The organism is Streptomyces sp. NPDC002867, assembly GCF_053591895.1.
Genome location: NZ_JBSFUR010000018.1, coordinates 122177 through 140092 on the forward strand (window position 1 = coordinate 122177; position 17916 = coordinate 140092).

General features: G+C 72.2%; 19 protein-coding genes and 1 pseudogene. 12 read left to right on the forward strand and 8 right to left on the reverse strand.

From position 1 onward, the window contains the following. Positions 1 to 557: 557 nt before the first annotated feature. On the forward strand, positions 558 to 2207 hold the full coding sequence (locus ACWD0A_RS19365) for a phospho-sugar mutase (RefSeq protein ID WP_451299622.1): 1650 nt from the start codon (positions 558 to 560) through the stop codon (positions 2205 to 2207). A gap of 82 nt (positions 2208 to 2289) precedes the next feature. Here the strand turns inward: ACWD0A_RS19365 and ACWD0A_RS19370 are convergent, their stop codons facing one another. Beyond that, the gene (locus tag ACWD0A_RS19370) at positions 2290 to 2925 is read right to left on the reverse strand and encodes a PH domain-containing protein (RefSeq protein ID WP_451299624.1); all 636 of its coding nucleotides are present in this window, start codon (positions 2923 to 2925) and stop codon (positions 2290 to 2292) included. Positions 2926 to 3063: 138 nt separating this feature from the next. Here ACWD0A_RS19370 and deoC point away from each other — a divergent pair, with 138 nt between their 5' ends. From deoC to ACWD0A_RS19385, 3 genes are read left to right on the forward strand one after another with little or no spacing between them, the layout of a single operon-like run. Beyond that, positions 3064 to 4017 (forward strand): deoxyribose-phosphate aldolase, encoded by a 954-nt coding sequence (deoC, locus tag ACWD0A_RS19375; protein ID WP_451299626.1) that lies wholly within the window; start codon positions 3064 to 3066, stop codon positions 4015 to 4017. 5 nt (positions 4018 to 4022) lie between these two features. Continuing rightward, a complete protein-coding gene (locus tag ACWD0A_RS19380; protein ID WP_451299628.1) occupies positions 4023 to 5486 on the forward strand; it encodes an aldehyde dehydrogenase family protein in 1464 nt (487 codons plus the stop codon). Continuing rightward, positions 5479 to 6375, forward strand: coding sequence for an aldehyde dehydrogenase family protein (locus tag ACWD0A_RS19385; protein WP_451299630.1), 897 nt, complete (start codon positions 5479 to 5481; stop codon positions 6373 to 6375). The genes ACWD0A_RS19380 and ACWD0A_RS19385 overlap by 8 nt, the downstream gene beginning before the upstream one ends. A 78-nt stretch (positions 6376 to 6453) precedes the next feature. On the opposite strand, the gene ACWD0A_RS19390 is transcribed toward ACWD0A_RS19385, so the two are convergent. Further along, a complete protein-coding gene (locus tag ACWD0A_RS19390) occupies positions 6454 to 6870 on the reverse strand; it encodes a hypothetical protein (RefSeq protein WP_451299632.1) in 417 nt (138 codons plus the stop codon). Positions 6871 to 6988: 118 nt separating this feature from the next. Here ACWD0A_RS19390 and ACWD0A_RS19395 point away from each other — a divergent pair, with 118 nt between their 5' ends. Beyond that, positions 6989 to 7627: a uridine kinase family protein gene (locus tag ACWD0A_RS19395; RefSeq protein ID WP_451299634.1), complete on the forward strand. Its 639-nt coding sequence runs from the start codon at positions 6989 to 6991 to the stop codon at positions 7625 to 7627. A 187-nt stretch (positions 7628 to 7814) separates the two neighbouring features. Here the strand turns inward: ACWD0A_RS19395 and ACWD0A_RS19400 are convergent, their stop codons facing one another. Beyond that, positions 7815 to 8552, reverse strand: coding sequence for a SigE family RNA polymerase sigma factor (locus ACWD0A_RS19400; RefSeq protein WP_451299636.1), 738 nt, complete (start codon positions 8550 to 8552; stop codon positions 7815 to 7817). A 170-nt stretch (positions 8553 to 8722) separates the two neighbouring features. On the opposite strand from ACWD0A_RS19400, the gene afsQ1 reads away from it, so the two are divergent. The 5 genes from afsQ1 to ACWD0A_RS19425 all read left to right on the forward strand — a co-directional run bounded on the left by afsQ1 (position 8723) and on the right by ACWD0A_RS19425 (position 12632). Beyond that, complete coding sequence (gene afsQ1, locus ACWD0A_RS19405) at positions 8723 to 9400, forward strand: two-component system response regulator AfsQ1 (RefSeq protein WP_177152074.1); 678 nt, start codon at positions 8723 to 8725, stop codon at positions 9398 to 9400. A gap of 40 nt (positions 9401 to 9440) precedes the next feature. After that, entirely contained in the window at positions 9441 to 11036 is a 1596-nt protein-coding gene (locus tag ACWD0A_RS19410; RefSeq protein WP_451299638.1) for an ATP-binding protein, read from the forward strand. Next, positions 11033 to 11662, forward strand: coding sequence for a hypothetical protein (locus ACWD0A_RS19415; RefSeq protein WP_451299640.1), 630 nt, complete (start codon positions 11033 to 11035; stop codon positions 11660 to 11662). Before ACWD0A_RS19410 ends, ACWD0A_RS19415 begins: the two co-directional genes overlap by 4 nt. 89 nt (positions 11663 to 11751) lie before the next feature. Next, positions 11752 to 12339, forward strand: a complete 588-nt coding sequence (locus ACWD0A_RS19420) for a VanZ family protein (protein WP_451299642.1) — start codon at positions 11752 to 11754, stop codon at positions 12337 to 12339. Positions 12340 to 12431: 92 nt separating this feature from the next. Further along, entirely contained in the window at positions 12432 to 12632 is a 201-nt protein-coding gene (locus tag ACWD0A_RS19425) for a PspC domain-containing protein (protein WP_451299644.1), read from the forward strand. Between the two features lie 270 nt (positions 12633 to 12902). Here the strand turns inward: ACWD0A_RS19425 and ACWD0A_RS19430 are convergent, their stop codons facing one another. Both ACWD0A_RS19430 and ACWD0A_RS19435 read right to left on the reverse strand, forming a co-directional pair. Beyond that, complete coding sequence (locus ACWD0A_RS19430; protein ID WP_451299646.1) at positions 12903 to 13265, reverse strand: ATP-binding protein; 363 nt, start codon at positions 13263 to 13265, stop codon at positions 12903 to 12905. Between the two features lie 144 nt (positions 13266 to 13409). Further along, complete coding sequence (locus ACWD0A_RS19435; protein ID WP_307713804.1) at positions 13410 to 14546, reverse strand: adenosine deaminase; 1137 nt, start codon at positions 14544 to 14546, stop codon at positions 13410 to 13412. Positions 14547 to 14796: 250 nt separating this feature from the next. On the opposite strand from ACWD0A_RS19435, the gene ACWD0A_RS19440 reads away from it, so the two are divergent. Then, positions 14797 to 15528, forward strand: a complete 732-nt coding sequence (locus ACWD0A_RS19440; protein WP_451299668.1) for an alpha/beta hydrolase — start codon at positions 14797 to 14799, stop codon at positions 15526 to 15528. Between the two features lie 100 nt (positions 15529 to 15628). Here ACWD0A_RS19440 and ACWD0A_RS19445 read toward each other — a convergent pair whose 3' ends face one another. The 3 genes from ACWD0A_RS19445 to ACWD0A_RS19455 form a co-directional block, all read right to left on the reverse strand. After that, positions 15629 to 16009 (reverse strand): VOC family protein, encoded by a 381-nt coding sequence (locus ACWD0A_RS19445; protein ID WP_451299648.1) that lies wholly within the window; start codon positions 16007 to 16009, stop codon positions 15629 to 15631. Positions 16010 to 16245: 236 nt separating this feature from the next. Then, a complete protein-coding gene (locus tag ACWD0A_RS19450; RefSeq protein WP_451299650.1) occupies positions 16246 to 16734 on the reverse strand; it encodes an MFS transporter in 489 nt (162 codons plus the stop codon). A 224-nt stretch (positions 16735 to 16958) separates the two neighbouring features. Continuing rightward, the gene (locus ACWD0A_RS19455; RefSeq protein ID WP_451299652.1) at positions 16959 to 17312 is read right to left on the reverse strand and encodes a nuclear transport factor 2 family protein; all 354 of its coding nucleotides are present in this window, start codon (positions 17310 to 17312) and stop codon (positions 16959 to 16961) included. Between the two features lie 413 nt (positions 17313 to 17725). On the opposite strand from ACWD0A_RS19455, the pseudogene ACWD0A_RS19460 reads away from it, so the two are divergent. Next, positions 17726 to 17916: pseudogene (locus ACWD0A_RS19460) on the forward strand (hypothetical protein); the annotation flags it as partial.

Sequence of the window (17916 nt, forward strand, 5' to 3'; positions counted from 1 at the left end):
CCCCGGGGCGTAGCGCCCTGACGGACACGCGCTTGAGGGGCGCGTCCGGCCCGGGAGCTCTGCACCCCGACAGGCGCGGCCCCGGGAGCTCACGCCGGGCCCGTGGGCTGCGCGTCCTGGCGGACGCCGGCTCCTGGGTTCCGCCAGAGCCTGTACGGCGCTTCGCGCGGTGTCCTCGAACTCCCCCTACGGCCTGGCGGCCGTGGGTGGGAGTCACCCCCGGCGCAGCCAGGGGAGTGCCCCGGACGGGCTGGAATTGCGGCCCCGCCGGTGGCACCTCCCACGCCGCATGGCGTAGGGGGCGCTTGAGGCTCCGGGGCTCCGGGCGGAGCGTCGACAGCAACGCCGCACAACAGCACCACCGGCCCCACCGGGCAGCCCCAGCCCGCCGGGCCCATCAAGCCCGCCGGCGCCTGAGTGCCGGGGCTCGGGGCGGAGCCCCGGCAAGGGCGAAGGCGCGGAGCCCGACAGGAACGCCGCGCAGGGGCGGAAAAGCATCGCGCGTCGGCGCACGGCGCGCACACTCGACGTACGCACACACGAGAGGCGGACCTACCGTGCAGCAGGACCTCATCGCGCGGGCCCGGGCGTGGCTCGCGGAGGACCCGGACAGCGAGACCCGGGACGAGCTCGGCAAGCTCATCGAGGCCGGTGACCTCGCCGAGCTGGGCGACCGGTTCGGCGGGACGCTGCAGTTCGGGACCGCCGGACTGCGCGGGGAGCTGGGCGCCGGGCCCATGCGGATGAACCGCGTCGTCGTCATCCGGGCCGCCGCCGGGCTCGCCGCGTACCTCAAGGCCAAGGGTCAGGGCGACGGACTCGTCGTCATCGGCTACGACGCCCGCTACAAGTCGGCCGACTTCGCGCGCGACACCGCTGCCGTCATGGTCGCCGCGGGCCTGCGCGCCGCAGTGCTGCCGCGGCCGCTGCCCACTCCCGTACTCGCCTTCGCCATAAGGAAGCTGGGCGCCGTCGCGGGCGTCGAGGTCACCGCGAGCCACAACCCGCCCCGCGACAACGGCTACAAGGTCTACCTCGGCGACGGCTCGCAGATCGTGCCCCCCGCCGACGCGGAGATCGCCGCCGAGATCGGCGCGATCGCCGGCATCGACGACGTGCCGCGTGCCGAGGGCGGCTGGGAGATCCTGGGCGACGAGGTCCTGGCGGCGTACCTGGAGCGTACGGACGCCGTCCTGACCGCCGCCTCGCCGCGTACCGCCCGCATCGTCTACACGGCCATGCACGGTGTCGGCAAGGACGTCGTGCTCAGCGCCTTCGCGCGGGCCGGCTTCCCCGCCCCCGCGCTCGTGGAGGCACAGGCCGAGCCCGACCCCGCGTTCCCGACCGTCGCGTTCCCCAATCCGGAGGAGCCCGGCGCGATGGACCTCGCGTTCGAGACCGCCCGCCGGGTCCGGCCGGACGTCGTCATCGCCAACGACCCGGACGCGGACCGCTGCGCGGTCGCCGTCCCCGACGACTCCACCGAGGCCGGGTGGCGCATGCTGCGCGGCGACGAGGTCGGCGCTCTGCTCGCCGCGCACCTCGTCCACAAGGGCGCCACGGGCGTCTTCGCCGAGTCGATCGTGTCCTCGTCCCTGCTGGGCCGCATCGCCCGGGCGGCGGGCCTCGGTCACGAGGAGACGCTGACAGGCTTCAAGTGGATCGCGCGGGTCGACGGGCTGCGCTACGGCTACGAGGAGGCGCTCGGCTACTGCGTCGACCCCGGCGGCGTGCGCGACAAGGACGGCATCACCGCCGCGCTGCTCGTCGCCGAGCTGGTCTCGGAGCTCAAGGAGCAGGGCCGTACGCTCTCCGACCTGCTCGACGACCTGGCCGTCGAGCACGGCCTGCACGCCACCGACCAGCTCTCGGTGCGGGTCGAGGACCTCGGCGTGATCGCCGACGCCATGCGCGCGCTGCGCGAGCGGCCCCCGGTGATGCTCGCGGGACTGCGGGTCACGAGCGCCGAGGACCTGACGCGGGGTACGGAGAAGCTGCCGCCGACGGACGGGCTGCGCTACTACCTGGACGGGGAGTTCACCGCTCGCGTGATCGTCCGGCCGAGCGGCACCGAGCCCAAGCTCAAGTGTTACCTGGAGGTCGTGGTGCCGGTCGCCGACGCGAGCGAGCTGGGCACGGCTCGCGAGCGGGCGGCCGGTGTGCTCGCGGACGTCAAGCGGGACCTCTCGGCCGCGGCGGGCATCTGAGGGCCGCCCTGCCCGATGCGCGTCCACCGCGCATCGGGCAGCCGGAGCCTCCCCTGAACACAGGGCACCGGCTCCGGGCCCGTCAGGTCAGGCCGAGCACCAGGGCGAGCATCACCACGCCCGCCGCCACCGGCGCGAGCACCTCGTACGCCCAGCGCACCTGCGGCCCGCCCGGTGCGGACGAGCGCGGGCCCAGGTGCTCGGCCATGTCGCGCAGGTCCGCGATCGTCTGGTCCGCGGGCGCCATCCGCGCCTGCGAGTCGGTCACGTCCGCCGTCACGGAGGTGGCGCCGTGCGGGTCGTCGGCCGCGTTGCGCATCTGCCGCCGGGCGGCCCGCTTGCGCTGGCGCAGCGAGACGGGGATGGCCCACAGCTGGTACTTCACGCCCTCCGTGGTGAACAGCTCGCTGGAGTACCCGGCCCGCACGTCGGCGACCGCGCTCCACGGCAGCGTGATCGTCCGGAACGGGTTCCTGATCCGCACCCGCTCCTCGTTCACGAAGACGGCGGGGCGGAGGCTGAAGGCGACGATCAGCGGCACCACGACCAGCGCGGCCGCCGGCGCGAGCCACGGCGTGCGGCCCTCGCCGCGCAGCAGGGCGTCCACGACCATCCAGGCGATCAGCGCGAGCAGCAGCCCGCCGCCCGCCATCCCGGCGGGCGACCGGAAGACCCGGTCGGCGTAGGAGGGCTCGGCAGGCTGCTGGGGGCTCGTCATGGGTCCGATTCTGCCGTACGCCCGCGGCCGTCGGCCGGGACCTGCCCCCTCGTCGCGACCGGGGTGCGACCGACCCGTGACCTCTCGGTGCGCCGCACCCCCTGTACAGGTCGCTACGCGCGTAGATATGCTCATCTGGTGACCATGCCCACCAATGCACCAGCATTCGCTGACGTGACCGCGTCCGACAGCACGCTGCGCCGCTTCCTGCACGGGCTGCCCGGCGTCGACGCCGTCGGCCTCGAAGCGCGCGCCGCGTCCCTCGGCACCCGTTCGATCAAGACCACGGCGAAGGCGTACGCCATCGACCTGGCCATCTCGATGATCGACCTGACGACGCTCGAAGGCGCGGACACCCCGGGCAAGGTCCGGGCGCTCGCCGCCAAGGCCGTCAATCCTGATCCGACCGACCGCACGACCCCGCACACCGCGGCGGTCTGCGTCTACCCCGACATGGTGGCGACCGCCAAGGCCGCCCTCACGGGCTCCGACGTCAAGGTCGCCTCCGTCGCGACCGCCTTCCCGGCTGGGCGCGCCGCGCTCGACGTGAAGCTCGCGGACGTCCGTGACGCCGTGGCGGCCGGGGCCGACGAGATCGACATGGTGATCGACCGCGGCGCCTTCCTCGCGGGCGACTACATGAAGGTCTTCGAGGAGATCCGGGCCGTCAAGGAGGCCTCCGGCGACGCCCGGCTCAAGGTCATCTTCGAGACCGGCGAGCTCTCCACGTACGACAACATCCGCCGCGCCTCCTGGCTCGGCATGATCGCCGGCGCCGACTTCATCAAGACGTCGACCGGCAAGGTCGCGGTCAACGCCACCCCCGCGAACACCCTGCTCATGCTGGAGGCCGTCCGCGACTTCCGGGAGCAGACTGGGGTACAGGTGGGCGTGAAGCCCGCCGGCGGCATCCGCACCAGCAAGGACGCGATCAAGTTCCTGGTGCTGGTGAACGAGACCGCGGGCGAGGACTGGCTGGACAACCACTGGTTCCGCTTCGGCGCCTCGAGCCTGCTCAACGACCTGCTGATGCAGCGCCAGAAGCTGGCGACCGGCCGCTACTCCGGCCCCGACTACGTGACGGTGGACTGATCATCATGGCTTCCGCATTCGATTACGCACCCGCACCCGAGTCGCGGTCGGTCGTCGACATCGCACCGTCGTACGGCCTGTTCATCGACGGCGAGTTCACCGACGCCGCCGACGGCAGGGTCTTCAAGACCGTCTCGCCCGCCAGCGAGGAGGTCCTCTCCGAGGTCGCCCAGGCCGGCGCGGAGGACGTCGACCGCGCGGTGAAGGCCGCCCGCAAGGCGTTCGAGAAGTGGTCGGCGCTGCCCGGCTCGGAGCGCGCCAAGTACCTGTTCCGCATCGCGCGGATCATCCAGGAGCGCAGCCGCGAGCTGGCCGTCCTGGAGACGCTGGACAACGGCAAGCCGATCAAGGAGACCCGCGACGCGGACCTCCCCCTGGTCGCGGCGCACTTCTTCTACTACGCGGGCTGGGCCGACAAGCTCGGCCACGCCGGGTTCGGCCGGATGACGGCAGAAGGGCACAGCGGGCGGGACCCGAAGCCGCTGGGCGTCGCCGGCCAGGTCATCCCGTGGAACTTCCCGCTGCTGATGCTCGCGTGGAAGATCGCCCCGGCGCTCGCGACCGGCAACACGGTCGTCCTGAAGCCTGCCGAGACGACCCCGCTGTCCGCTCTGTTCTTCGCGGACATCTGCCGCCAGGCGGGCCTGCCGAAGGGTGTCGTCAACATCCTCCCGGGTTACGGGGACACCGGTGCGGCGCTCGTCGAGCACCCGGGCGTCGACAAGGTCGCCTTCACCGGCTCGACGGCGGTCGGCAAGGCCATCGCCCGCCAGGTCGCCGGCACGCGCAAGAAGGTCACCCTGGAGCTGGGCGGCAAGGGCGCCAACATCGTCTTCGACGACGCCCCGATCGACCAGGCCGTCGAGGGCATCGTCAACGGCATCTTCTTCAACCAGGGCCAGGTCTGCTGCGCGGGCTCGCGCCTGCTGGTCCAGGAGTCGGTCCAGGACGAGCTGCTGGCGTCGCTCAAGCGCCGCCTGTCCACGCTGCGCCTCGGCGACCCGCTCGACAAGAACACCGACATCGGAGCGATCAACTCCGAGGAGCAGCTGTCCCGGATCACCACGCTCGTGGAGCGGGGCGAGGCGGAGGGCGCCGAGCGCTGGTCCCCCGCCTGCGAGCTGCCGACGTCCGGCTACTGGTTCGCGCCGACGCTGTTCACCAACGTCACGCAGGCGCACACGATCGCCCGCGACGAGATCTTCGGCCCGGTGCTGTCCGTCCTGACGTTCCGTACCCCGGACGAGGCGGTCGCCAAGGCCAACAACAGCCAGTACGGCCTGTCCGCCGGCATCTGGACGGAGAAGGGCTCCCGCATCCTCGCGGTGGCGAGCAAGCTCCGCGCGGGTGTGGTGTGGGCCAACACGTTCAACAAGTTCGATCCGACCTCGCCGTTCGGCGGCTACAAGGAGTCGGGCTTCGGCCGCGAGGGCGGCCGCCACGGGCTGGAGGCCTACCTCGATGTCTGAGTCGATGCGTCTGAGCGTCTTCAAGACCTACAAGCTGTACGTCGGGGGCAAGTTCCCCCGCTCCGAGAGCGGCCGGGTGTACGAGGTGACGGACTCGAAGGGCAAGTGGCTGGCCAACGCGCCGCTCTCCTCCCGCAAGGACGCCCGTGACGCGGTCGTCGCCGCGCGCAAGGCGTTCGGCGGCTGGTCGGGCGCCACCGCGTACAACCGCGGCCAGATCCTCTACCGCGTCGCCGAGATGCTGGAGGGCCGCAAGGGCCAGTTCGTGCACGAGGTGGCGGACGCGGAGGGGCTGTCCAAGTCGAAGGCGGCCGCGGTCGTCGAGGCCGCGATCGACCGCTGGGTCTGGTACGCGGGCTGGACGGACAAGATCGCCCAGGTCGTGGGCGGGGCGAACCCGGTCGCGGGCCCGTTCTTCAACCTCTCCACCCCCGAGCCGACGGGCGTCGTGACGATCCTCGCGCCGCAGGAGTCCTCGTTCCTGGGCCTGGTCTCCGTGGTCGCGCCGGTGATCGCGACCGGCAACACGGCGGTCGTGATCGCCTCCGAGAAGTCGCCGCTGCCGGCGCTGTCCCTGGGAGAGGTGCTGGCCACCTCGGATCTGCCGGGCGGTGTGGTCAACGTGCTGTCGGGGCGTACGGCGGAGATCGCGGCCCCCCTCGCCGCTCACCAGGACGTCAACGGCATCGACCTGACCGGCGCCGACGAGGTCCTGGCGAAGGAGCTGGAGGTCGCGGCGGCGGACAACCTCAAGCGGGTCCTGCGTCCACAGGCTGTGGACAACGACTGGTCGGCCGATCCCGGCACCCACCGCCTGACGGCGTTCCTGGAGACCAAGACAGTCTGGCACCCCACCGGTTCGCTCGGCGCCTCGGGTTCGTCCTACTGAGCCCTCAGCGCGAAGCCCCCACGGCGTCGGCCGTGGGGGCTTTCCCGTGGGCGCCTTCCCGTGGGTGCGCCCGGCGCGCTACGGCAGCGCGTGCTTCGCCGGCGAGCCGGCCACCGGCAGGTCCTCGAGCGCCTGCCCGCGGGTGACGTGGTCCGTCACCAGCGTGGTGCTCACCGGCTTGAAGTCGGCGACCTGGGTGCCCACGGCGTTGTCGAGCGGGTCGGCACCGGTGTTCGCCAGCGGGTTCAACTGGAGGCTCTTGAGCTCGCCGACCCCGTCCACGGAGCGGGTGACGGCGCCGGTGAGGGTCGTCAGTGGCGCGGTGGCGAGCGCGGTGCCGGGTCCGGCCACGGGCTGGGCGCGGACCGGCTCGGGGGCCGGAGCCGCCTGCGCGGCCGCCGAGCCCGCGCCGAGGGCCGCGCCCGCCGCGGCGACGGTCAGTCCGGCGCGCACGAGCGTGTGGCGCCGCTGGGGGGAAGCTGCATGACGAGCCATGAATTCCTGCCTAATCGAGTCATCGTGAGCGCACGGACAGTGGTTGAGGTGTGAGACGGGCAACCACCCCGTCTCCGGGGGGTCTCCTGGGCGGCTCCATGCGTCACACTTGTCTTCCGTGAGTTCCCAACCCATCCCGACCCGCGTCGTGCTGCTCGCGGGCCCCTCAGGTTCCGGAAAGTCGTCCCTCGCGGCCCGCACCGGACTGCCGGTCCTGCGTCTGGACGACTTCTACAAAGAGGGCAACGACCCGACGCTGCCCCGGGTGACGGGCAGTGCCGACATCGACTGGGACTCACCGGCGTCGTGGGACGCCGACGCGGCCGTCGCCGCCATCGAGGAACTGTGCGCCACCGGGCGCGCGGACGTCCCCGTGTACGACATCGCGGCGAGCGCGCGCGTGGGCCGCGAGACGCTGGACATCGCCCGCACCCCGCTGTTCGTCGCCGAGGGCATCTTCGCGGCCGACCTCGTCCGCCGCTGCCAGGAACTCGGCGTACTGGCCGACGCGCTGTGCCTGCGCGGCCGCCCCTCCACCACGTTCCGCCGCCGCCTCGCGCGCGATCTCCGGGAGGGCCGCAAGTCGGTCCCGTTCCTGCTGCGCCGCGGCTGGCGCCTGATGCGCGCCGAGCGCGGCGTCGTCGCCCGCCAGACCGGTCTCGGCGCCCACCCGTGCGGCAAGGCCGAGGCCCTCGGGCGTCTCGCGGACGCGGCGGCCGGCCGCTGCCGTACGCTCGCCGCACGCCAGCCCGCCTGACGCGGCCGCCTGACGCGCGGGAGGCGCGGACATGGGAGTGGGGTCGGACAGAACCCCCCGGTCTGTCCGACCCCACTCCGTTTTCCCCGTGGATCCCCGCGTCCCCCGTGTCCCCGTGGATCCCGTCCCGCCGTCTCCCCCGAAACAGCGGCCCCCGTTTCCCCCGTTGTCCCCGTGTCCCTCGCCTTCAGGCCACCAGCTCGCCGAAGGACTCCTCCTCGTCACGGCCGAAGCTGAGGACCTCGTCCTCGCGCAGCCGGCGGAGCGACCGCCAGATGCTCGACTTCACCGTGCCGACACTGATGTCCAGGATCTCCGCGATCTCCGGGTCGGTGCGGCCCTCGTAGTAGCGCAGGACCAGCATCGTGCGCTGGAGTTCGGGAAGCCTGGCGAGCGCCTGCCACAGGACCGCGCGCAGCTCCGTGCCCCGCATCGCGTCGGTGTCGCCCGCCGTCTCCGGCAGCTCCTCCGTCGGGTACTCGTTGAGCTTGCGCCGGCGCCAGGCGCTGATGTGCAGGTTGGTCATGGTGCGGCGCAGATAGCCGCCGACCGCCGCCTTGTCGCTGATCCGGTCCCAGGCCCGGTACGTCGAGAACAGCGCGCTCTGCAGCAGGTCCTCGGCCTCGTACCGGTCGCCGGTCAGGTGGTAGGCGGTCGCGTACAGAGAGGCGCGGCGCTCCTGGACGTAGGCGGTGAACGCCGCTTCGGCGTCCGCCGCCCCGGCCTGGCCCGTCCGCTCCCCCGTGGCCTCTCCGTACGTCTCTCCCCCGTCAGGCACGGCCACCATGTAGGTCGCCTTGTGCTGACGCCCGGCGCCGCGAACGCACCCCCGTCCGTTCACCGCGCCGGACTTCTCGGCGCTCCGCGCGACGTCGTGGAGACGCGTGACAACTGCGCTTGAGGTGGTGCTGTGCAGTGCGTTCATCTCGCGCCCCCCGTCGAGTGGAGTCTGCTTGGTTCCGTGTGACAAGAAGCTTGCCCGGCCACTTTCATGGCGGTGTCCGCCGACTGTCACAGGCGCGTCACAGAGGCCGTGGACAACGGTGATGCACCGGGGAGTCGAACGAGGACGACCGCATGGGCCAGAATGGGCCCGTGCCTTTCCTGTTGCTGATCGAGGACGACGACGCCATCCGCACGGCGCTCGAACTCTCCCTGTCCCGTCAGGGCCACCGTGTGGCCACCGCGGCGACGGGAGAGGACGGCCTGAAGCTGCTGCGCGAGCAGCGGCCTGACCTGATCGTGCTGGATGTGATGCTGCCCGGGATCGACGGGTTCGAGGTGTGCCGCCGCATCCGGCGCACGGACCAGCTGCCGATCATTCTGCTGACCGCGCGCAGCGACGACATCGACGTGGTCGTGGGGCTGGAATCCGGCGCCGACGACTATGTGGTCAAGCCGGTTCAGGGGCGGGTGCTGGACGCCCGTATCCGTGCCGTGCTGCGCCGCGGCGAGCGGGAGTCCACCGACTCGGCGACCTTCGGCTCCCTGGTGATCGACCGCTCCGCGATGACGGTCACCAAGAACGGCGACGACCTGCAGCTCACGCCGACCGAACTGCGACTGCTGCTGGAGCTGAGCCGCCGGCCCGGACAGGCCCTCTCGCGCCAGCAGTTGCTGCGCCTGGTGTGGGAGCACGACTACCTCGGCGACTCACGCCTGGTGGACGCCTGCGTGCAGCGGCTGCGGGCGAAGGTCGAGGACGTGCCGTCCTCACCGACCCTGATCCGTACGGTGCGTGGCGTCGGCTACCGGCTGGACGCTCCGCAGTGATCCACGGGGTGGGCGCGTGCGCGCCGGACGGGACCGTTCGGTGAGCGCTGGTACGAACAGCGGCGCGGCGGACGGCACGAACGGCGGCGCGGGCGTGCGGCGCGGTCCGCTCGCCGGGCTGCGCCTGACGAGCCTGCGACTGCGGCTCGTGGTCGTCTTCGCGCTGGTCGCGCTGACCGCGGCCGTGTCCGCTTCCGGCATCGCGTACTGGCTCAACCGCGAGGCGGTGCTGACCCGCACCCAGGACGCGGCGCTCGGCGACTTCCGGCAGGAGATGCAGAACAGGGCGGCGGCGCTGCCGCTGCGGCCCACGCCGGCCGAACTGCAGAAGACCGCCGAGCAGATGGCGGGCGGCGGCGACTACAGCGTGGTGCTGGTCGGCGAGCGCGCCGAGGGCAAGCCGGTCACCGGGGCGTCCGACCGCGACACGTTCACGATGGAGGACGTGCCGCAGTCGCTGCAGGACGCGGTGAACGACCGGCAGGACGTCGACGCCGGCAACTCCGAGCCGTACCACCTGTACTGGCAGCGCACCGAGCGCCGCGGCGAGCCCTATCTCGTCGGCGGTACGCGGATCATGGGCGGCGGGCCGACCGGCTACCTGTTCAAGTCGCTCGACCAGGAGCGCCAGGACCTCAATTCCCTGGCCTGGTCACTGGGCATCGCCACCCTGCTGGCCCTGATCGGCTCGGCGCTGCTCGCGCAGGCTGCCGCCACGACCGTGCTCAAGCCGGTGCACCGGCTCGGCGAGGCGGCGCGAAGGCTCGGCGAGGGCAAGCTCGACACCCGGCTGCGGGTCTCGGGCACCGACGAACTCGCCGAGCTGGCACGGACGTTCAACAAGACGGCCGCGTCGCTGGAGAAGAAGGTCGCGGACATGAGCGCGCGGGAGGAGTCGAGCCGGCGCTTCGTCGCCGACATGTCCCACGAGCTGCGCACCCCGCTGACCGCGCTGACCGCCGTGACCGAGGTGCTGGAGGACGAGGCCGACACCCTCGACCCGATGATCGCCCCGGCCGTGAACCTCGTGGTGAGCGAGACGCGGCGGCTGTACGACCTCGTGGAGAACCTGATGGAGGTCACCCGCTTCGACGCGGGCACCGCACGGCTCGTGCTGGACACCGTGGACGTGGCCGACCAGGTCACCGCGTGCATCGACGCCCGCGCCTGGCTGGACGCGGTCGAACTGGACGCCGAGCGCGGGATCATGGCGCGGCTGGACCCGCGCCGGCTCGACGTGATCCTGGCCAACCTGATCGGCAACGCCCTCAAGCACGGCGGGTCCCCGGTGCGGGTGTCGGTCCGCCCCGGAGACAACGAACTGCTCATCGAGGTGCGCGACCACGGTCCCGGCATCCCCGAGGACGTCCTGCCCCACGTCTTCGACCGGTTCTACAAGGCCAGCGCGTCGCGACCGCGCTCCGACGGAAGCGGTCTCGGCCTCTCGATCGCCATGGAGAACGCCCACATCCACGGCGGCACGATCACCGCGGCCAACTCCCCCGACGGCGACGGCGCGGTCTTCGTGCTGCACCTGCCGCGCGACGTGTCCGCGCTCGCAGACTGCGAGGCGGCCGGGTCGGACGACGCGGACAGCGGGACCGGCGGCGGGCGGACCGAGGGGGACGCACAGTGATACTCCCCAGGACACGTGCGGGCCGCCGACCGGTGGCCGTGCTCGCCGCGCTCGCGGGCGCCCTCGTGCTCGCGGGCTGCGGGATCAGGCCCACCCAGGTGCCCGTGGACGCCGGGCCGGCGCCCTCGCGGGTGCCGTGCGAGGTGTCGGCCGTGGACATCGCCCCGCAGGCGGGACGTACGGGCATACCGGTCCGGGTGTACCTGGTGTGCGCCTCGCAGCTGGTGTCGGTCGACCGCATGGCCGGGACGACGGAGGAGAAGGCTCCGGCCGACCGGGTCGCGACCGCGCAGGCTCTGCTCGACGAGCTCCAGCGGGAGCCGTCGTCGCCCGAGCACGAGGCGGGCTTCTCGACCTACGTACGCGGTCCGCTGCTGCTGAACGCCGGGCGGCGCGACGACCCTTCGGGCACCCTGCGCCTGAGCCGCCAGCCGGAGGACCTGTCGCCGTCCGCGCTGGCGCAGATCGTGTGCACGCTGCTGGAGAACGGTGCGGCGACGGGCGGCTCGGTGCTGCTGGGCGGCCCGGGCGAGTACGCCCCGCGCGCGTACACCTGCCCGGACGCGACCAAGGAGCGCCCCGACTCCGCGGTCCCGACGACGGACATGCCTCAGCCGGCCGGCTGACCCCGCGCGCCGGTCACGTCTGTGCCGGGCGCGCGGAGCATCCCGGGTCGTGCGGAACCGTTTCCGGGGGAGGCTGCGTCTTGGGGGGCGTGCAGCGTCAAGGTTCGGGCGGCCGTGCCGCCATCCGCTTCCGCGCGGCGGGGCTCGTGCTCCTCCTCCTCCATCTGCTGCTCGTCGCCTGGCTGACACTGCGCCCGCGCGACGTGCTGTGGGTGACCGCGGCGAACCTGGAACCGTTCGCCGGCATCGAGGCCTCGCTGGCGCTGGGGCCGTCGGCGGCGGCCCGGCACATCGGCGGGGGCCTGCTCCTTCTCGCGCCGCTCGGCGTGCTGCTGCCCATGGCCGGCGGGCGGCTGGCCGTCTCCCCGTGGGCCTCGCTGGCCCGTACGGTCGCCGCCGGCGTGCTCCTGTCGCTCGGCATCGAACTGCTCCAGACCGGCGTACCGGGCCAGGTCGTCGACATCGACTCGATCCTGCTCAACACCTGCGGCGTCGCGCTCGCGCACCTCGCCGTCGTCCCCGCGGGCCGCGCGCGGCTGCGCCGCAGAGTGCTGCGCCCCGGCCGCGGGTCCGCGCTCCGTGAGGGCGGCCGCGGGCAGGAGCCCCGGGCCATGCTCAGGGACGAGGGCTCTCCGGGGGCGACCCCGACGATTCCCAGGGTCGGGATCGCCCCGTAGAGCGACGCTTCGCCCCCCTTCGCGGCGCGACCATGGAGGCATCGGGAGCACGACGAGAGGCTCCCCGGACGGTTCTCGCGAAGGAGCCCACCATGGCCGCACTTGCCCGCCCCCGTAACGGCCGCATGCTCGGCGGAGTGTGCGCAGCGCTGGCCCGGCGCTTCGGCATGTCCGCGACGACGATGCGCGTGATCTTCGTGGTCTCGTGCCTGCTGCCCGGACCGCAGTTCCTGCTCTATCTGGCGCTGTGGCTGCTGCTGCCGTCGGAGAAGACGGCCGCCACCGCCTGGTGACCCGCGGCGCAGCCGCACCGGCCACGTACCCGTCCGCGCGCGGCGACGGGGATCGTCTCGGTCGCCCGTGCCGCGCCGGACGGTGCCTGATCGCGCCGCCGCTCGCGAGCACGCTCGGGTTGGTTCCGACCGACTGAGGGCGGGGCCCGGAGAACGCCTGGCGCTGTCGGCAGGAGATAGGCCGCTCCGGCACGAACGCCGTGGGGCGCACACCCTGGCCGGGTGTACGCCCCACACGCGGACGGGCGTCGTGGCACGCCGGCCGGTTCGTCAACCCGCGAGTCCGCCGGGCAGCAGGCCGCCGCTCAGCTCGCCCGTCTTCAGGCCGCCGATCAGGCCGCTGACCGGCGCGGCCGCGTCGTCGGACGCCAGCACCTTGCCGGCCGACTGCTGGAGGGCGCCGGGCAGCACGGCGGTGGACTTCGCCAGGGCGGCCTGGCCACCGGCGAGGGACTGCGGGGCGCCCGCCGGGAGCTTGGCGGCGACCTCCTGGACCGGCGTGAGCTGGGAGACGGCGCCCAGCGCGCCGGTGGTGTCGGGCAGCGCGGGCGCGGCGGAGGCGGTGCCCGCACCGGCAGCGGCGAAGGCGGCGCCGAGGGCGGCGACACCGAGGGTCTTTGCGGAATGCTTCATCTCAGACAATTCCTTGGGGACGGAAATATGAGCGGCTCCGCAAGCTAGTCAGCTTGGCACAGGCACCGCAAACACCGCGAAGCGGCCGGATATTGACGCTTCCGGCCGCTTCGGTGTAAGCGTGTCCGCGGGCCCGCCGGACGCTCAGTTCCCGCTTGTGGCGGTCTGCCGGAACAGCCATTCGGATTTCAGCTCGGCGTAGCCGGGCTTGATCACATCGTTGATCATCGCCAGTCGTTCATCGAAAGGAATGAATGCCGACTTCATGGCATTGACGGTGAACCACTGCATGTCGTCGAGCGTGTATCCGAACGCCTCGGTCAGCAGCTCGAATTCGCGGCTCATGCTGGTGCCGCTCATCAGACGGTTGTCCGTGTTGACCGTGGTCCGGAAGTGCAGCCGGCGCAGCAGGCCGATGGGGTGGGCGGCGTACGAGTCGGCCGCGCCGGTCTGCAGGTTGGACGTCGGGCACATCTCCAGCGGGATGCGCTTGTCCCGCACGTACGCGGCGAGCCGGCCCAGCTTCACGGAGCCGTCCTCGGCCACCTCGATGTCGTCGATGATGCGCACCCCGTGGCCGAGGCGGTCGGCCCCGCACCACTGGAGCGCCTGCCAGATCGACGGCAGCCCGAAGGCCTCGCCGGCGTGGATGGTGAAGTGGTTGTTCTCGCGCTTGAGGTACTCGAAAGCGTCCAGGTGCCGGGTGGGCGGGAAGCCGGCCTCGGCTCCCGCGATGTCGAAACCGACGACGCCCGTGTCGCGGTAACGGTTCGCCAGTTCGGCGATCTCCAGGGCGCGAGCGGCGTGCCGCATCGCGGTCAGCAGCGCCCCGACGCGAATGCGGTGGCCGCTCTCCCGGGCGCGGCGCTCGCCTTCCCGGAAGCCGGCGTTGACCGCCTCGACGACCTGCTCGAGGGTGAGCCCGGCCTCCAGGTGCTGCTCGGGGGCGTAGCGGACCTCGGCGTAGACGACGCCGTCCTCGGCCAGGTCCTCGGCGCACTCGGCGGCCACGCGGAAGAGCGCGTCGCGGGTCTGCATGACGGCGCAGGTGTGCGCGAACGTCTCCAGATACCGTTCCAGGGAACCGGAGTCGGCGGCCTCGCGGAACCAGATGCCGAGCTTGTCGGGCTCGGTCTCGGGCAGGGCCCCGTAGCCGCTGTCCCGGGCGAGTTCGACGATCGTGCCGGGACGCAGACCGCCGTCGAGGTGGTCGTGGAGCAGGACCTTCGGCGCGCGGCGGATCTGGTCCTGGGTGGGCGAATTGAGGGTCTGGCTCGTCATCTGCGCACTCTAGCCCCTACGCGCGTAGAGCGCGCCCCCCGGCGAGGCCCGTCGATACGTAACAGTGACCGCGCGTACGGGTGGAGTACACCTCGCCTTCTGAGACTGTTGGGCCATGGCACACCACGCACTGCCCCGGTGGCGGGGGCGTCCGGACAGACCGGGCGTCGGGTCGGCAGCCCTACGTGAGACGGCGGTTGGGCGAGTGGAGCGCACCGGACGGACAGCGGCGCAGGCCCGGCTCGGCCGGCTGCCGGGGCGTTCCGGCGCACGCGGCGGCGCGGACGCGGCGGTTGCGGGCGTGGTCCTGCTGCTCCCGGACGGCGAGCCGGAGTCGGAGCGCCGGGCGTCGGCGCTGTCGTACGCAGCGGTGCTGCCGCTGGGCCGCGCGCTGGCGCGGGCGGGGCGCGCGGAGGGGCTGGTCGTGCACTGGGTGCGGTACCGCTCGCGCGGCTGGAACGGACCGGACGCGCGGCTCGCGGCGGACGCGAGCTGGGCGGTGGAGGAGGTCGTACGCCGTTACGGCGACGTTCCCGTGTGCCTGGCGGGACACGGCATGGGCGGCAGGGCGGCCCTGCACGCGGCGGGCCACCCGGCGGTCAACTCGGTGCTGGCGCTGGCCCCGTGGCTTCCGGAGGACGACGTGGCGGCGCCGCCGGAACCGGTGGAGCAGCTGGCGGGCCGCCACGTGATGATCGTCCACGGCACGAACGACCGGACGACGGATCCGGAGCTGTCGTACCGGCTGGCGGAACGTGCGAAGAAGTCGAACCGGGACACGTGCCGCTTCGAGGTGCACTCGGACGGGCACGCGCTGCGGCAGTACCAGGAGGAAGTCCTGGCGCTGGCGGCGGACTTCGTGCGGGGCTCGCTGTTCACGCGGACGTACGCGCGCCCGGTGGCGGACGCGCTGGCGGCTCCGCCGCCGCTGGGCCTGCGCATGCCGTTGGCGGCGGGCTTCGGCCGCGCCTTGCGCTCCTAGGCCGGTTGCGAAGTCCGCGACCAAGAAGAACCTCGGACCCACAGACCTCGTGGCCACCCGCCCTCCACCCGGGCGCGGCCGTCGTTGCCGACGAGGGCCGTCAGAGTGGGTTGAGGCGGGGCTTGAGCAGGCAGAACTCGTTGCCTTCCGGATCGGCGAGGACGTGCCAGGACGCCTCCGCGGGCTGACCGATGTCGACGAGTTCGGCCCCGACGGCCAGGAGGCGTTCGAGCTCGGCGTCCTGGTCGCGGTCGGTGGCGTTGACGTCGATGTGCAGCCGGGCATGCCCGTTCTTCGGCTCGTCGCTGCGGATGAGGAAGATCGTCGGCTGCGGGCCGCCGAACCCTTCGCGCGGACCTATCTCGATGCAGCCCTCCTCCTCGCGATCGAGCACGACGAAGTCCAGGACCTCGCACCAGAACCGCGCCAGCACCTCAGGGTCGCGGCACTTGAGCACGAGCTCACTGATACGGCATGCCATTGACGCAACCTACTCTCGGGGTGGGAACTGCCGGGGCGGCCGCACGCGCAACTCATGGCTCCCGCAGTGAGAACATTTTCGCGACCGTACCGGGCGAGGCGAGCAGGGGCGAAGCGATTTGAGGCCCTCGCCTGGCCGGGCTGCTCCACGTCGACGCCACTCGATCCTCGCCGATGCGAGGAAGCCTCGTTTCTTCCCGACTGCTCGCCGGCTGATGCGCGCTGCCGCCGCACGCTTCAACGCGTGGTGACAGTGCGCGGCAGGAGCAGGACCACTGCCACACCGACCGCAGCGAAGACGGCGCCGAGCGCGAACACGACGGTGAAGGCACCCTCGCTCGGCAGGGCCGAGCCGGCAACCGAGTGGGCACTGAGGATCGCGACGGCGACCTGGGTCCCGATGACACCGCCGACTGTGCGGACGCCCTGCATCGCGCGCGCCAGGAGCAGGACCGGGAAGTTCCGTGCGAGGGCCGCCAGCACGGTGCCGGCGCCGAAGACAGCGAGTGAGCCGAGCAGCACGCGGCGCTTGCCGCGCCGGTCACCGAAGCGGGCGAGCACCGGAGTGAGCACGGCGCCGGAGAGCAGGTAGAGGGTGAATACCCACGCGGCCCAGTCGCCGCTCACGCGGAAGTGCCGCTGGAACGTGGGCAGGGCTTTCCGGAGCGACCAGGGTCTGCAGCAGCCCGTAGGCCAGCACCGCGATGGAGAGCGCGGCAACCACACCGCCGGCGGGCGGGCCGCTGCCCGGGCCGGTGTCCGGGCGGTCGCCCGTGGGCGAGAACGAGGGAAGGGCAGTGGTTCGGTCTTCCTGGGACATGACGACCTTTGGGAGGGGACGGGCGACCGGCAGGGCCGTCACCGCGCCGAGGAGAGCTCGGCGCGACAACGGTGGTCCGCTCCGCGAGCGGGGGGAGCGGGCGACGGGCAGAGCGGTCCGATCGGCGGACCTACTGGCCGTGGGGAGCAAGCGCGTCCAGCGTCTGTACGCGCTGGACGATCTCCCACTTGCCGTTCACCTTGCGGAGCTTGTCGGTGTAGGTACCGGTGGCGTAGACGGCGTGCTCCGCCTCGGTCTCCGCGCCCCAGTACCAGGAACGGGCGGTGGCCGTCGTGCCGTTGACCTCGATCATGGCGGGTCCGGTCATGTGCCGCTTGCCCTTGGTGAAGCCCTTCTCGGCCAGGTCGTTGAACATCGCCTTGATCCCGCTCCGGCCGTCGGCGGAGCCGAACGGACTCCGGTAGTGACCGTCCTTGGCGTACAGGTTGGCGTAGCTGTCGGCGTCCCTGAGGTCGATGTGCATCTGGTGACGGTCTAGCCGCCCTCCGGATGGTCTTCGTGTCGACTCCCTCATCAGTTAGTCAAATAACTTGATAGTAATAAGTGTGACTAAGTTGATCGTATTCCGGTCCGAAGGGCGGCGTCCAGAGCCGGAGGCCGAGGGAGTCGGTCAGTGCGAAGCCGTGGGACGGGCGACACACTCCCGGACGGCAGGTACCCGTTGACGTTGGACGAGCGGCGGATGCGGCGGCGGCAGAAAGGGTGCGACGGCACCCAGCCGTCCGGCCGGCCCAAGGGAACGCGACCCGAGGGCACCGGGCCAGATGCCCATGTCGTGGGCGCGGGGAGCGGGCCCGGGTGGGCACCCCGCGGCAGATCCGCGCAGGGCGAGCGACGGCGGCCCGGCCACCCCTTCTGCGCCCACTATTATTACGGATGGTGACAGTCAATAACGCTTACGAGGGGAGTGCCGTAGTGCGGCGCAGCGAACGGAAGCAAAAGGATCCGGACCTCGGGAATCTGTCCACACGCCTGCTCTTCTCGATCCAGAAGGAGCTCTTCGAGACGCTGGCCGAGCAGGGGCATCCGGAGCTACGGCCGCAGCACGGGGCCGTGCTGGGGTTTCT

What these genes read in the sequence shown, in the direction of transcription:
- ACWD0A_RS19370 (WP_451299624.1), bottom strand. Translation starts at nt 2,925, where the DNA reads ATGACGAGCCCCCAGCAGCCTGCCGAGCCCTCCTACGCCGACCGGGTC.
- ACWD0A_RS19380 (WP_451299628.1), top strand. Translation starts at nt 4,023, where the DNA reads ATGGCTTCCGCATTCGATTACGCACCCGCACCCGAGTCGCGGTCGGTC.
- ACWD0A_RS19385 (WP_451299630.1), top strand. Translation starts at nt 5,479, where the DNA reads ATGTCTGAGTCGATGCGTCTGAGCGTCTTCAAGACCTACAAGCTGTAC.
- ACWD0A_RS19390 (WP_451299632.1), bottom strand. Translation starts at nt 6,870, where the DNA reads ATGGCTCGTCATGCAGCTTCCCCCCAGCGGCGCCACACGCTCGTGCGC.
- ACWD0A_RS19400 (WP_451299636.1), bottom strand. Translation starts at nt 8,552, where the DNA reads ATGAACGCACTGCACAGCACCACCTCAAGCGCAGTTGTCACGCGTCTC.
- ACWD0A_RS19425 (WP_451299644.1), top strand. Translation starts at nt 12,432, where the DNA reads ATGGCCGCACTTGCCCGCCCCCGTAACGGCCGCATGCTCGGCGGAGTG.
- ACWD0A_RS19430 (WP_451299646.1), bottom strand. Translation starts at nt 13,265, where the DNA reads ATGAAGCATTCCGCAAAGACCCTCGGTGTCGCCGCCCTCGGCGCCGCC.
- ACWD0A_RS19435 (WP_307713804.1), bottom strand. Translation starts at nt 14,546, where the DNA reads ATGACGAGCCAGACCCTCAATTCGCCCACCCAGGACCAGATCCGCCGC.
- ACWD0A_RS19445 (WP_451299648.1), bottom strand. Translation starts at nt 16,009, where the DNA reads ATGGCATGCCGTATCAGTGAGCTCGTGCTCAAGTGCCGCGACCCTGAG.
- ACWD0A_RS19455 (WP_451299652.1), bottom strand. Translation starts at nt 17,312, where the DNA reads ATGCACATCGACCTCAGGGACGCCGACAGCTACGCCAACCTGTACGCC.